Origin of the sequence: Caldimonas caldifontis (assembly GCF_002930615.1) — a bacterium.
Classification (GTDB): Bacteria; Pseudomonadota; Gammaproteobacteria; order Burkholderiales; family Burkholderiaceae_C; genus Caldimonas; species Caldimonas caldifontis.
Genome location: NZ_PSNX01000002.1, coordinates 1 through 13,112, shown reverse-complemented (window position 1 = coordinate 13,112; position 13,112 = coordinate 1). Strand labels below are relative to the sequence as shown.

Below are 13,112 nucleotides of genomic sequence, written 5' to 3'. Positions count from 1 at the left end.
GCACGCAGGACAAAGTGCATGAAGGTCGTGGGTTTCTGCGGGTATTCCGGGTCGGGCAAGACCACCCTGGTGGAGCAGGTGATCGGCGGCCTGAAGCTGGCAGGCCAGCGTGTGTCTGTGGTCAAGCATGCCCACCATGCCTTCGACATCGACCATCCGGGCAAGGACTCCTGGCGTCATCGGCAGGCGGGCGCCTTCGAGGTGGTGGTGGCCTCTGATCGCCGCCTGGCGAAGATCCGCGAGTTCGAGGCGCCTTGCGAACCCACCGTGCACCAGTTGATCGCGGAACTCTACGACTGTGACTGGGTGCTGGTCGAGGGGTTCAAGCATGCCGATCTGCTCAAGATCGAGGTGTGGCGCGCATCGCTCGGTCACCGGGCCCAGTATGTCGAGGACCCGTTCGTGACGGCGATCGCGACCGACAGCCCTGGCGAATTGCCCCATCCCACCTTGCGTCCGGTGCTGGATCTGAACGATGCCGCGAGCGTGGTGGAGCACCTGCTGCACAATCAGGACCGCTATGAGTACCGCTCCCCGTTCTCCGATGCTCAGCCTGGAGGAGGCGCTGGCGAGGCTGCTGGCAGCAGCTACGCCGATCTCCGGGACTGAGGACCTCCCGACGGCTCAGGCCCTGGGCCGCGTGCTGGCGCGCGACCTGATCTCGCCGCTGGATGTTCCACCGCTGGCCAACACGTCGATGGACGGCTATGCCGTGCGTGCCGCCGACGTGCCCGTGGCCGGCACGGTGCTGCCCGTGAGCCAGCGCATCGCCGCCGGGCAGGTCGGGGCCGTGCTGCAGCCGGGCACCGCCGTGCGCATCTTCACCGGGGCACCGCTGCCCGCAGGCGCCGATGCCGTGGTGATGCAGGAGCAGTGCGAGGCGGTGGAGGGCGGGGTGAGGATCCAGACCGTGCCGGTGCCCGGCCAATCGGTGCGTCAACGGGGCGAGGACCTGCGCGAGGGCGCCGTGGCGCTGGCCCGCGGCTGCCGCCTCACGCCCCAGGCGCTGGGTCTGGCAGCCACGGCGGGGGCTGCGAGCCTGGCCGTGGTGCGTCGTCCAAGGGTGGCCTTGATGTCCACGGGTGACGAGTTGGTGATGCCGGGAGAGCCGCTGCGCCCAGGGGCCATTTACAACGCCAACCGCGATACCTTGAAAGGCCTGCTGGCCCAGTTCGGCTGCGAGTGCACCGACCTGGGCATCGTGCCCGACCGGCTGGAGACCACACGGGCAGTGTTGCGCGAGGCCGCGCGCGGGCACGATCTCATCCTGAGTTCTGGTGGGGTCTCGGTGGGCGAGGAAGACCACATCCGGCCGGCGGTGAGCGCCGAGGGGCAGCTCGATCTCTGGCAGATCGCGATCAAGCCCGGCAAGCCGCTGGCTTTTGGCCACGTGCGACGGGACGGGGGTGGGGAGGCCGCCTTCATCGGACTGCCGGGCAATCCGGTGTCGAGCTTCATCACCTTCCTCCTGCTGGCTCGGCCCTTCCTGCTGGCCTTGCAGGGGGCTGACCCCGCTGCGCCGCAGGGTGTGTGGCTGGAGGCCGGGTTCGACTGGCCCAAGCCGGACCGCCGGCGCGAGTTCCTGCGGGTGCGCTACGGGGAGGACGGCCGGCTGGCCTTGTTCCCCAACCAGAGTTCCGGTGTGCTGACCTCGGCCGTGTGGGCCGATGGCGTGGCTGACGTGCCGCCCGGGCAAGCCATCGCCCGCGGGGATCGGGTGCGTTTCGTGTCGTTTGCCGAGTGGATGCAATGAAGGTCACCGTGAAGTACTTTGCCTCGATCCGCGAGGTTCTGGGTCCGCACGAGAGCATCGAGGTGCCCGAAGGCAGCACGGTGGGCAGCCTGCGCGCGCTGCTGCAGACCCGCTCCGGTGCCCACGCCGAAGTGCTGGGGCCAGGCCGTGCGCTGCGAGCGGCGCTCGACCAGACCCTGTGCGACGAGTCCGCCGCCTTGCGCGAGGGCGCCGAGGTGGCCTTCTTCCCACCCGTGACCGGGGGCTGAGCATGGCCGAGCTGCGTGTGCGCATCCAGACCGAGGACTTCGACCTCGGCGCCGAGGTGGCGGCCCTGCGCGCCGGCGATGCGGGCGTGGGAGCGGTGGCGGTGTTCGTCGGTACCGTGCGCGACCGCAATGACGGCCAGGGCGTGAGCCGCATGGAACTGGAACATTACCCGGGCATGACCGAACGCTCCATCGAGGCCATGATCGACGAGGCGCACCGTCGCTTCGACATCCGTGCCGCGCGCGTGATCCATCGGGTGGGCCCGTTGTTGCCGCAGGACCAGATCGTCTATGTGGGCGTGAGTTCGGCCCACCGCAGTGAGGCCTTCCAGGCTTGCGAGTTCCTGATGGACTACCTCAAAACCCAGGCGCCGTTCTGGAAAAAGGAAACCACGCCGGACGGGGCGCGGTGGGTGGATGCTCGTGTGAGCGACGATGAGGCCCTGAAGCGCTGGGGCATCGTGGCCTGCAATGCGGAGCCCACTCGATGAGCGTCGCGTTGAGCGCGACCGGTGCCTTGGCCGTGGGGGCAGGGGCTGCCGTCGGCGGGGTGGCGCGGTGGCTGCTGAGCGTCTGGCTCAACCCCGCCTGGGGAGGTTTTCCGCTGGGCACCTTGCTGGCCAATGCCCTGGGCGGGCTGCTGATCGGGGTTGCGATGGCCTGGTTTGCCCGCAGTCCGGACGAGGTGCTGCGCCTGCTGCTGGTCACCGGCTTCCTGGGGGGCTTCACCACGTTCTCGGCATTTTCGCTGGAGTCGCTGCACCTGCTCCAGAAGGACCAATGGGGCATGATGCTCCTGCATACCCTGGCGCATGTGCTGGGGGCCCTGGCCTGCTGTGCGCTGGGTTGGCGGCTGATGCGCAGCTGGCTCGGTTGAGCGCTCGCGCTTGATCCCGGTCAAACCGGTTCGGGGCTGCGGTCTTTTCGGGCCGGCGGGGCTTGGGCACACTTGAAACGGGCCCGTTGCCCCCCAATTCGACGTCAATTGGAGGTATTTCATGCGACTCGACAAGCTCACGACCAAATTCCAGGAGGCGCTGGGTGACGCCCAGAGCCTGGCGCTGGCCCACGACAACCAATACATCGAGCCGGCGCACATCCTGCTGGCCATGCTGCAGCAGGATGAGGGGCCCAAGGCCCTGCTGGCGCGCGCCGGGGTGAACACCGCCGGCCTGCACAAGGCCGTGGAGGCGGCCATCAAGCGCCTGCCCCAGGTGCAGGGCGCCGAACAGGTCCAGGCCGGGCGCGACACCATCAGCCTGCTGCAGGCAGCCGAGAAGGAAGCCCTCAAGCGGGGCGACCAGTACGTCGCCAGTGAGATGTTCCTGCTGGCCCTGACCGACAGCAAGGCCGAGATCGGCCAGCTCGCCCGCGAGTTCGGCCTGACGCGCAAGTCGCTGGAGGCGGCCGTGGAGGCCGTGCGAGGTGGGCAGCCGGTGGACAACGCCGAGGCCGAGGGCCAGCGCGAAGCACTCAAGAAGTACACGCTGGACCTCACCGAGCGCGCCCGCCAGGGCAAGCTCGACCCGGTGATCGGCCGGGACGACGAGATCCGCCGCGCCATCCAGGTGCTGCAGCGACGCTCGAAGAACAACCCGGTGCTCATCGGCGAGCCGGGCGTGGGCAAGACGGCCATCGTGGAGGGTCTGGCACAGCGCATCGTCGCCGGTGAGGTGCCCGAGACGCTGAAGAACAAGCGCGTGCTGGTGCTGGACATGGCCGGCCTGCTGGCCGGGGCCAAGTACCGCGGTGAGTTCGAGGAGCGGCTGAAGTCGGTGCTCAAGGAAGTGGCCCATGACGAGGGGCGCATCATCCTCTTCATCGACGAGATCCATACCATGGTGGGCGCCGGCAAGGCCGAGGGCGCCATCGACGCGGGCAACATGCTCAAGCCGGCGCTGGCGCGCGGCGAACTGCACTGCATCGGCGCCACCACGCTGGACGAGTACCGCAAGTACATCGAGAAGGACGCCGCCCTGGAGCGCCGCTTCCAGAAGATCCTGGTGGATGAACCCACCGTGGAAGCCACGATCGCCATCCTGCGGGGTCTGCAGGAGAAGTACGAGGTCCACCACGGCGTGGAGATCACCGACCCGGCCATCGTGGCCGCGGCCGAGCTGAGCCACCGCTACATCACCGACCGCTTCCTGCCCGACAAGGCCATCGACCTGATCGACGAGGCAGCCGCCAAGATCAAGATCGAGATCGACTCCAAGCCCGAGGCCATGGACAAGCTCGACCGCCGGCTCATCCAGCTGAAGATCGAGCGCGAGGCCGTGCGCAAGGAAAAGGACGAAGCCTCCATCAAGCGCCTGGGCTTGCTGGAAGAAGAGATCGCCAAGCTCGAGCGGGAATACGCCGACCTGGAGGAGATCTGGAAGGCCGAGAAGGCCACCGCCCAGGGCTCGGCCCAGGTGAAGGAAGAGATCGACAAGATCAAGTTCCAGATCGAGGAGTTCACCCGCAAGGGCGACTTCAACAAGGTGGCCGAGCTGCAGTACGGCAAGCTGCCCGAGCTGGAAAAGCGCCTGAAGGATGCCCAGGCCAAGGAGTCGGGCAAGGCCAAGGACGCCAAGGAGGGCGGCAAGCCCCAGCTGCTGCGCACCCTGGTGGGTGCGGAAGAGATTGCCGAGGTGGTGGCGCGCGCTACCGGCATCCCGGTAAGCAAGCTCATGCAGGGCGAGCGTGAAAAGCTCCTGCAGATGGAAGCCAAGCTGCACGAGCGCGTGGTGGGCCAGGACGAGGCCATCGTGGCCGTGGCCGATGCCATCCGCCGCTCGCGCGCGGGCTTGTCCGACCCGAACCGGCCGCTGGGCAGCTTCCTCTTCCTGGGCCCCACGGGCGTGGGCAAGACCGAGCTGTGCAAGGCGCTGGCGGGCTTCCTCTTCGACAGTGAAGAGCACATGGTGCGCATCGACATGAGCGAGTTCATGGAGAAGCACTCCGTGAGTCGCCTGATCGGCGCGCCGCCGGGCTACGTGGGCTATGACGAAGGCGGCTATCTCACCGAGGCCGTGCGGCGCAAGCCCTACAGCGTGCTGCTGCTCGACGAGGTGGAGAAGGCTCACCCGGACGTGTTCAACGTGCTGCTGCAGGTGCTGGACGATGGCCGCCTGACCGATGGCCAGGGTCGCACGGTGGACTTCAAGAACACCGTGATCGTGATGACCAGCAACCTGGGCTCGCACCAGATCATGCAGATGGCCGGGCAGGACCGCGAGCTGATCCGCGATGCGGTATGGGCCGAGGTGAAGCAGCACTTCCGCCCCGAGTTCCTCAACCGCATCGACGAGACGGTGGTGTTCCATGCGCTGGACCAGAAGCACATCGAGTCCATTGCGAGGATCCAGCTCAAGCACCTGGAGCAGCGGCTGGAAAAGATGGACATGAAGCTCGACGTGTCGCCCGAGGCGTTGGCCGAACTGGCCAAGGTCGGCTTCGATCCGGTGTTCGGGGCCCGGCCGCTGAAGCGGGCCATCCAGCACCGCATCGAGAACCCGGTGGCCAAGCTCATCCTTCAGGGCCGTTTCGGCCCGAAGGATGTGATCCCGGTGACGGTGGAGAATGGCGAATTCGCCTTCGGCCGCACCGTGCATTGAGGTATCCAGTGGCGGGGCCCCGAGGGGGAACCCCGCTGCTCACCGGAGACTCACAACTTGATGGACTTCCTGCGCACCCTGCTGGCTTCGGCCGCCTCGCTGCTGCTGCGGCTGCTTGTCGTGGTATTCAGCCTCGTCTTTCTGGCCAGCCTGGCGGTGGCCGGGCTGGTGGCCGCCCTGGTGCTCAGCGTATGGGCCTTGCTGCGTGGCCGTCGGCCGACGGTGGCCGATTTCGGCCTGTTCCGGCGCTACCGCTGGACCGACATCCACACCCGGACCCGCGCGTGGACGGCCGGCCGTGGCACGGCGCGCGCCCCGGGCGAGGTGATCGACGTGGAAGTGCGCGAATTGCCGCCCCGTCAGGGCAACACGCAGCCCCGCGGTTGAGCTCGGTGCGGGCTCAGCGCCCGCCTTGCTGTTGCTTGAGCCAGGCGTCGAGCCTCTGGAGCTGGAAGCGCACGAGCGACTGGTTCGTCTTGTGTCGGTCGAGCAGGCAATGCAGCGCCACATCGGGCAGCCCCGGCAAGGGGCGCACCACCTGGTGATGGCGGTCCGACGAAATCAGGATCTCGTGGGCCGGGTCGCCGAGGTTCAGAGCCAGGCGGGCCATCTGCTGGGCCTTGAGAATGGCCGCACCTTGCCGCGCCAGATCGATCGGCGAGGGGCCGCGCCCGGCGTGTCCCAGCGGCGCCGCCAGGTTGGCATCGAAGACGCAGCACGACAGCAGGCCGGTCATCTGGGCCACCATGCTCACATAGGTTTCCATGTAAGCCTGGGCTGGCACCGTGGTGGCGGAGGCTGAAGGCGCAGGCGCGGGCGGCTGCGCCACCGGGGTGGCGGCCGTGTGGGCCCAGGGCGGAGCCTGCGGCACCGTGGTGCCGCCCTCAGGGTCGAGCCTCAGGTTCAGCGAGGGCAGCTGCATCGGGGCCTGGGTTTGCGCGCCCGAACTGGCGAGCCGGCCGCGCATGGCGTTCCTCTGCCAGAACCCGAGGATGTAGGACCAGGCATCGGCGGGGCGCGAGGGCTGGGGGGCCGCACGCACCAGCATGCCGTGGCGCTGCACCACCTGCGCCGACTGTGCCGCCGCAGCCTGGGCCGCCGCCGGGCCGAGCGGCATGATGAGCAGGCTGGGGCAGACCCAGGCCGGCACATGCACCCACTGCATCATCTGGCGCAGGGCGTTGCCCGAACCCTGGGCGGGCATTTCTGCCAGCAGTACCACACTGACCTGGGCATGCTCCATCAGCACCCGGCTGACGGCCTGCTGACCGGCTGGCGTGCTTTGCACGTCGGTCGAATAGAGATGCACGCTCTGCCCTTCAGGCGAGGTGTAGGTGGCGTATTCGATGCTGGCCAGCAGCGTGCCGTAGCCCTGCTGGCGGATGATGAGCTTCTGCACCGCGCTGCCACCGTGCACGGCGAGCTGGCGCAGCAATTGCCGCGAGACATTGCCACCGATGTCGTGCAGGGCGACGTGCAGGCTTTGCAGGTGGTCGAACTGCAGCCGCAGGGCCTCGGCAGCATCGCAGGTGACAAAGAGCTCGCGCGTGTTGGGGCCGGTCAGGCGCCCGATCTCCCGCGTGCCTGCCACGCGTGGATCGTCGCTGTCGCGCGCCATGATCTGCGTGGCCATCGTGTCAGGCATGGTGGCCGCCCATTCGACGGGGCCGCTGCCGGCTTCGCCGGAATGGGGGTTGGTTTTGTCATCCATGCGCTGTACGTAAGACATGGCGCCTCGTTTCAGGAGGTTCGGTGGTTGTGAGTGCAGTGTAACTACGCGTTTCACCCGCGTGGCACACCCGTTCGGGGGAGGGGGGTGCGGGCCTGCGACCTACTTCACGGTTGACCGTGCCGTGCTGTCCTGGGACAGGCGCTCGATAGAATGACGCGCAGCTGATCGGAGACACATGAACGCGACACGCAACGACCCGGTGGTGATCGTGGGAGCCGGCCTGGCCGGCCTGACGGTGGCCCTGCACCTGGCGGCGACCCGGCCCGTGGTGGTACTGGCCAAGCGCAGCCTGGGCGAGGCAGCCACGGCCTGGGCCCAGGGGGGCATCGTGGGGGTGCTGGGCAGCGACGACAGCATCGACAGCCATGTGCGCGACACCCAGGACGCGGGCGCCGGCCTGGTGGACGAGGGCACGGCCCGCTTCATTGCCGAACACAGTGCTGCGGCCATCGAATGGCTGGTGGCTCAGGGGGTGCCATTCTCGCCCGATCCTCAAGGCCCGCTGGGCCTGCATCTCACCCGCGAGGGGGGGCATGCCGTGCGGCGCATCGCCCATGCGGCCGATGCCACCGGCAAGGCCATCCACGACGCCCTGCTGGCCCAGGTGCGCCAGCATCCCAACATCGAGCTGCGCGAACGCTGGATGGCCGTGGACCTGGTGACTTCGCGCCACCTGAAACGCGACGAGCCGCCGCGCTGCTACGGCGTGTATGCCCTCGACATCGACCGCGGCCACGTGGAAACCCTGCCGGCAGCGGCCGTGGTGCTGGCCACCGGCGGTGTCGGCAAGGTGTATCGCTACACCAGCAACCCCGACACCGCCACGGGCGATGGCATCGCGATGGCGTGGCGGGCGGGGTGCCGGGTGGGCAACATGGAGTTCATCCAGTTCCACCCCACCTGCCTGTACCACCCGCAGGAACGCAGCTTTCTGATCACCGAGGCCCTGCGCGGCGAGGGAGCCCACCTGAAGCTGCCCGATGGCACGCGCTTCATGCCGGCGCACGATGCACGTGCGGAGCTCGCACCACGCGACATCGTGGCCCGCGCCATCGACTTCGAGATGAAGAAGCACGGCCTGGACCATGTCTGGCTGGACGCCACGCACCTGGGCGCAGCCTTCCTGAAGGAGCACTTTCCCACCATCCACGCGCGTTGCCTGGCACTGGGCATCGACATCACCCGCCAGCCCATCCCGGTGGTGCCGGCGGCCCACTACACCTGCGGCGGGGTGGTGACCGACCTGCAGGGCCGCACCGACCTGCCGGGGCTTTACGCCGTGGGCGAATCGACCTACACCGGCCTGCACGGCGCCAACCGCCTGGCGAGCAATTCGCTGCTGGAGTGTGTGGTGCTGGGCCGCACGACGGCGCAGGACATCGAAACTCATGCTCGCCTGGAAGAGGCGATGCTGCCGCCCTGGGACGAAAGCCAGGTGGAGGATGCCGACGAGCAGGTGGTGATCTCGCACAACTGGGACGAGCTGCGCCTGCTGATGTGGAACTACGTGGGTATCGTGCGCACCACGCGGCGGCTGGAGCGCGCGCTGCACCGCATCCACCTGCTGCGCAGCGAGATCGACGACTACTACTCCAACTTCCGCGTCACCCGCGACCTGCTGGAACTGCGCAACCTGGTGGAATGCGCCGAACTGATCGTGCGATCGGCGCTGGTGCGCCATGAAAGCCGGGGCCTGCACTACAGCCGCGACTTCCCCCGCACCTTGCCGGTGAGCTTCCCGACCATCCTCACGCGGCCGGCCGGGCGGCGCTTGTCGGCCACACATCAAGGGTGTGGCCTCTAGGGGAGGCTGCTCAGCCCCGGGCGCGCATGGCGTTGCGGGCCTGCACGAACTCGAAGGCGTGGGTGACGGCCTCGGCCAGGGCGCGCTCGTTCTCGGCGCGCTCCTTTTCCGTCAGGTAGAAGACCAGGTCCACCTCGTGGCGGATGTAGCGCGACGGGAGCCTGTTCAGTGCCACGCAGGCCACGTCGGCCAGCATGTCACCTCGCACCTGCGGATAACGCGGGGCCATCTGCATGACCGCCTCGAACACCGGGCGCTCGAAGTAGTTGTGGATGTTGGTGAAATCGGCGTCTCTCATGCGAGTCTCCGGAGTCGCAGGCACCAGTATGTCCAGCGAAGCCGGCGGGTCAAGCCTTGAATTGGCAGGGCTTGACGGTTCATTTGCAGCGACCCCGCGCGCCATTCAGTAAGCCCCTGGGCGCAAGCGCAAGGTACCGCTCACCTTGTCTCCCACAGGGCCACGGCCTGCGCATCGCTCAGAGTGGCCTTCGGCCGCCAGCGCTGCGGCCAGGGTGAAACGGCAGGGGCGCAGTTTCTCTGCGCCTTCAGTGGGCTTGTCGGCGGACTCGTGGGCTTCGATGTCTATGTCAGCGGTTGTTGAAGGGCATGTGATGACGCCGCAGCAGGAGCGGGTGGCACATGCATCGATCCACGTTGGGCGACGCGACTTGCCTCGGGATCCGCCGCACGTGCGTACTGAACGGCGTTGTCACCCCCTTGATACAGCCGACGTGGATCCGTGGCCCAGGTTCTGTCCATCGCAAACCCAGCCAATGAGTCCGTGACGTGGTCGTCGAACAGGGCCACCACGTCGGGGTCGGTCAAGGGCTCCATCTCCCAGGCTTCTCGCAAGATGCGAGCAAACGGGCGCAGGGTCTTCGGATCCTCGGCGAGCACGCGAGCGCTGTCTTCCAGGAATTGTTGGTCGTATCGCTCCAGCGAAGCGATCAACTCCTCCGCGCGGCTGGGCATCGTGCCCAGAGTGGCTTCCTGATGCGTCAGTGCCCAGCTGGCATGGTCTGCGCGCTCGGAAGCCTGTTCAAAGGCTGCGCGGTGCGTCGCACTGGCGCGGCGGCGGTTGTACATGCTTCGCGCCGCGGCTTCCGCGTCCTTCGCGGCTTCATACTCTCGCCGCAGCCGATCGACCTCCGCCTGCTTTGCTTCGCGTTCGCGAGCCAGCGCCGCGTCATAGTCGTTCAGTCGGCGAGTGTCGAGGTCAGCCTCACCCTGGCGCCGGGCCCGCAACTTGCGCCCGATGTGCACGATACGCCAACGGAAGTAGAGCTTCATATGGGCCAGGATGGTCTCACCAATGGGGCGGCCCTGCGCACCGACCACCTGCAGGTAGCGGTTGAACCGTCGGGACAGCAGCTGCCGGGCTTCGCGGTCTGCGTGGTCAGTAGGAACAAAGTCTTCTCTGATATCCCTTGGTAAGCCTGCAATGCGCCGCAAGGGCACGCCCGCCTTCACCGCTTCGTCGTACATCGCCCGCAACGGCACCAGGCTCATCATGGCAAAGCGGTTGAGGTTGCGTCCGCCCTCGCCCGGTCGATAGCCACCGCCCACGTCGGAATGCACACCGGGATAGAACACCTCATGGCAATTGGCGGGGTAGCGACCGTCTTCCAGGACCGAATCCAGCGGAAACGAGTTGCGGATCTCGTGCGCCGCGCAGTAGTGCACGCAGCGCTCCACCATCGATGGAATCCTCAAATCGCTGGCCCAGGCGCTGTGCCCATCGGCCTGGGATGCCATCAGCACCGGGATTGCACCCACCAGCGGCATCAGTGCAGCAGCCTCTCCGGCATACCTACGCGCCGCAGCGGGCACCCCCACCGAGGCCACCGTGTCGAACAAGCCCATGAAGTACAGGCGGAACGGATAACCACCGCCAGTCCACACCCAGCCCGCACCCGAGCGCCTGCAGCGCCGGGCCACGCGGCGCGCAAAGGCCCGCGCCTGCGCCGCGCCGCGGGAAAAACCAAACAGCGCCAGATGGATGCCGCGAATCTTGTTCACCGGGTTCTGGGCGCGGGCGGCGGCTTCACGCACTTCTTGTTCCAGACGTCGCATCGCCCATTCCAGGCGCGCTTCCCCGCCTTGGGCAACCGCCATCGCCAACTTGCCTCCTCGGTCGCCGATTTCGCGGAAGGGGGTTCCAATGCCGGGGACGTAGATGCGCACTTTCCCCATGGGCGTGTCTTCAACGGCTGCCCGGTGAAGCCGCGATACGTTGCTGTGCTCGAATGTCGGTGCGTCGATCTTCTCGTTGTTGCCTGTGCCATCGAAGAAGATGCTGACCCACAGCTCTTGCTGGCAGTCGGCTACCGCGCTGTGAGGTTGATCGGTTCGCTGTGCAAAGCGCGCAGCAAGCGTTTCGACAGGCGATCTGGTTGCCATGCTGTCCGGCGTGGTTGGTGTCGTAGGCGCCCGCACGGGAATGGCCAAACACTCACTCATTTTTCGCTCCCTGCTGAACCGACGGCCTCGGCGGTGGCGAGCGCACCGATGTGATGCGCAACTGCACGGTGCCATCCGGCATGAAGTGAACCTCCAGGTTGTGGGGGTCGTCAGGAACTGGCCCATTCAAGGTTGCTCGATAGCTGGCCGGTTCCCGATGCCGTGTCAACTGCTGGTTCTCATCTTCCTCAGATCCCCAAACCCACTCCACCTCCATCTCGATCGGAAGTGGTCGGCTGGGGCGGTAGCCGATGCAGCAGACGACGCTCCCGCCGCCCTCCATGGGGAACACATTGCTGCCACCTTGCCCACCCACACTGAAGCTGTCGATGTAGCGCTCCGTGTGGTTGTAGCCGACGATGCCCAGCATCACAGGTTCGTTCTTGCTGCAGCCCACGAGCGCGAAGGCTGCAAGCAAGCAGGCCATCCCTGACCGGGTCGGTTTCATGCGGACTCCTTATGTGTCATGGCGAGGTAGGCCTCCACCAGCGAGTGCTTGTCTTCTGCCTTGGCCACGCATGGCCTCCAAGCGGGGTCTCCCCACCAGTCAGCGCCGTGCTGGATGGCCAGCGCAAGCGCGAGTGCGTGATCGCGGGCCGCAAAGAGGCCTCGCTCGCAACAGCGCTTGATCTGCGCGCAGGCCCAGGCATGTCGCTGTGCATCGGGCAAGCTGTCGAGCAAGGCCGCATCCTGTTCGCGCAGCAAGCCAAGCACCGCGTCGGGAGCGGTCGTCTCGACCAAGGCGTCGAGTTGCTCACCAGTACAGACCAGCGGACGCTCGGCCAAGGGGTCGTCCTCAGGGCAGTGCAGCGCCAACGCGAGATGTCCACCTCGGCGATTCGGCAGGAGCATCTGCGTCCCGAAGGCCAGGACATCGTGGCGCAAGTCACCAGACCAGGCCTCACTCAAAGCCAGTATCACACGAGGGTCCCACCACCGCAGGAGGTAGGCGGTTCCCTCTGACTCCAACTCCAGGCGACGCACCAGGCGCTGCGCGACACCTCCGGCATCCAACGGCGAGGCGATGAGCGAGACCGTGCATGACTCTGCACTCTGGGAGGCGTATGCATTCATCATCTGCGCCTCGACAAAGCCTTGGTCCATCGCGACCAGCACGGGTGCGGTGGGCCACGCTTGAGGTTGCAGCCTGAGCCGTGAGAACAGGTTGGTCACGCAGCGGTCAGACTCTCGTAGCCTCGCCAAGTCGGGGCCTGGTGCGCTGCGGTCGATCAGCGCGTAGAGACGATCCTTGTGGGTCTTCCTCGCCGCAACCCAGGCATGCGCGTCCACAGCATCGTCGCTGCTTTGTGATTCGAGCTCAGCCATGACACTCACCGCTTCACGACTGGCGCACCTTGCGCGCGAGCCTTGAGCAAGCACTCCACGCACACCTGTTTCGGCATCAGCGGCAAGGGTTGCTCCACCCTCTGCGCCCCCACCATCCTCCTGCTCCCCGCCTGCACCCGGATCGTGCCGGGGCACTCCACGGTGAGGCCTGAGGCCTGCAGGGTGATGC

At 67.1% G+C, this 13,112-nt stretch carries 14 protein-coding genes; 8 read left to right on the top strand and 6 right to left on the bottom strand.

Features of this window, described 5'->3' with window-relative positions:
* Positions 1–18 precede the first annotated feature (18 nt).
* The 7 genes from mobB (at position 19) to C1704_RS01695 (ending at position 5,987) form a co-directional block, all read left to right on the top strand.
* Positions 19–609: a molybdopterin-guanine dinucleotide biosynthesis protein B gene (gene mobB, locus C1704_RS01725; protein WP_104300402.1), complete on the top strand. Its 591-nt coding sequence runs from the start codon at positions 19–21 to the stop codon at positions 607–609.
* Positions 521–1,753 carry a molybdopterin molybdotransferase MoeA gene (locus C1704_RS01720; RefSeq protein WP_104300400.1) on the top strand — a complete coding sequence of 411 codons (1,233 nt, stop codon included), beginning with the start codon at positions 521–523 and terminating at the stop codon, positions 1,751–1,753. The genes mobB and C1704_RS01720 overlap by 89 nt, the downstream gene beginning before the upstream one ends.
* Positions 1,750–2,001, top strand: a complete 252-nt coding sequence (gene moaD, locus C1704_RS01715) for a molybdopterin converting factor subunit 1 (protein WP_104300398.1) — start codon at positions 1,750–1,752, stop codon at positions 1,999–2,001. Before C1704_RS01720 ends, moaD begins: the two co-directional genes overlap by 4 nt.
* Before the next feature lie 2 nt (positions 2,002–2,003).
* Positions 2,004–2,492 (top strand): molybdopterin synthase catalytic subunit MoaE, encoded by a 489-nt coding sequence (moaE, locus tag C1704_RS01710; protein ID WP_104300396.1) that lies wholly within the window; start codon positions 2,004–2,006, stop codon positions 2,490–2,492.
* Positions 2,489–2,878, top strand: coding sequence for a fluoride efflux transporter CrcB (gene crcB, locus C1704_RS01705; protein WP_104300394.1), 390 nt, complete (start codon positions 2,489–2,491; stop codon positions 2,876–2,878). The genes moaE and crcB overlap by 4 nt, the downstream gene beginning before the upstream one ends.
* Before the next feature lie 121 nt (positions 2,879–2,999).
* Complete coding sequence (clpB, locus tag C1704_RS01700; protein WP_104300392.1) at positions 3,000–5,600, top strand: ATP-dependent chaperone ClpB; 2,601 nt, start codon at positions 3,000–3,002, stop codon at positions 5,598–5,600.
* A 60-nt stretch (positions 5,601–5,660) separates the two neighbouring features.
* The gene (locus tag C1704_RS01695) at positions 5,661–5,987 is read left to right on the top strand and encodes a hypothetical protein (protein ID WP_104300390.1); all 327 of its coding nucleotides are present in this window, start codon (positions 5,661–5,663) and stop codon (positions 5,985–5,987) included.
* Positions 5,988–6,000: 13 nt separating this feature from the next.
* Here the strand turns inward: C1704_RS01695 and C1704_RS01690 are convergent, their stop codons facing one another.
* On the bottom strand, positions 6,001–7,329 hold the full coding sequence (locus C1704_RS01690; RefSeq protein ID WP_146076015.1) for a hypothetical protein: 1,329 nt from the start codon (positions 7,327–7,329) through the stop codon (positions 6,001–6,003).
* Between the two features lie 178 nt (positions 7,330–7,507).
* Between C1704_RS01690 and nadB the strand changes: the two genes are divergently transcribed.
* On the top strand, positions 7,508–9,136 hold the full coding sequence (gene nadB, locus C1704_RS01685) for an L-aspartate oxidase (RefSeq protein WP_104300386.1): 1,629 nt from the start codon (positions 7,508–7,510) through the stop codon (positions 9,134–9,136).
* Positions 9,137–9,146: 10 nt separating this feature from the next.
* On the opposite strand, the gene C1704_RS01680 is transcribed toward nadB, so the two are convergent.
* The 5 genes from C1704_RS01680 to C1704_RS17635 form a co-directional block, all read right to left on the bottom strand.
* A complete protein-coding gene (locus C1704_RS01680; RefSeq protein ID WP_104300384.1) occupies positions 9,147–9,434 on the bottom strand; it encodes a late competence development ComFB family protein in 288 nt (95 codons plus the stop codon).
* A 284-nt stretch (positions 9,435–9,718) separates the two neighbouring features.
* Positions 9,719–11,536 carry a T6SS phospholipase effector Tle1-like catalytic domain-containing protein gene (locus C1704_RS01675; RefSeq protein WP_170064599.1) on the bottom strand — a complete coding sequence of 606 codons (1,818 nt, stop codon included), beginning with the start codon at positions 11,534–11,536 and terminating at the stop codon, positions 9,719–9,721.
* 52 nt (positions 11,537–11,588) lie between these two features.
* The gene (locus tag C1704_RS01670) at positions 11,589–12,044 is read right to left on the bottom strand and encodes a DUF3304 domain-containing protein (RefSeq protein WP_104300379.1); all 456 of its coding nucleotides are present in this window, start codon (positions 12,042–12,044) and stop codon (positions 11,589–11,591) included.
* Positions 12,041–12,922, bottom strand: coding sequence for a DUF4123 domain-containing protein (locus C1704_RS01665; RefSeq protein ID WP_104300377.1), 882 nt, complete (start codon positions 12,920–12,922; stop codon positions 12,041–12,043). The genes C1704_RS01670 and C1704_RS01665 overlap by 4 nt, the downstream gene beginning before the upstream one ends.
* 5 nt (positions 12,923–12,927) lie before the next feature.
* The coding region (locus tag C1704_RS17635) for a hypothetical protein (protein ID WP_211286799.1) at positions 12,928–13,112 on the bottom strand (185 nt) is incomplete at its 5' end.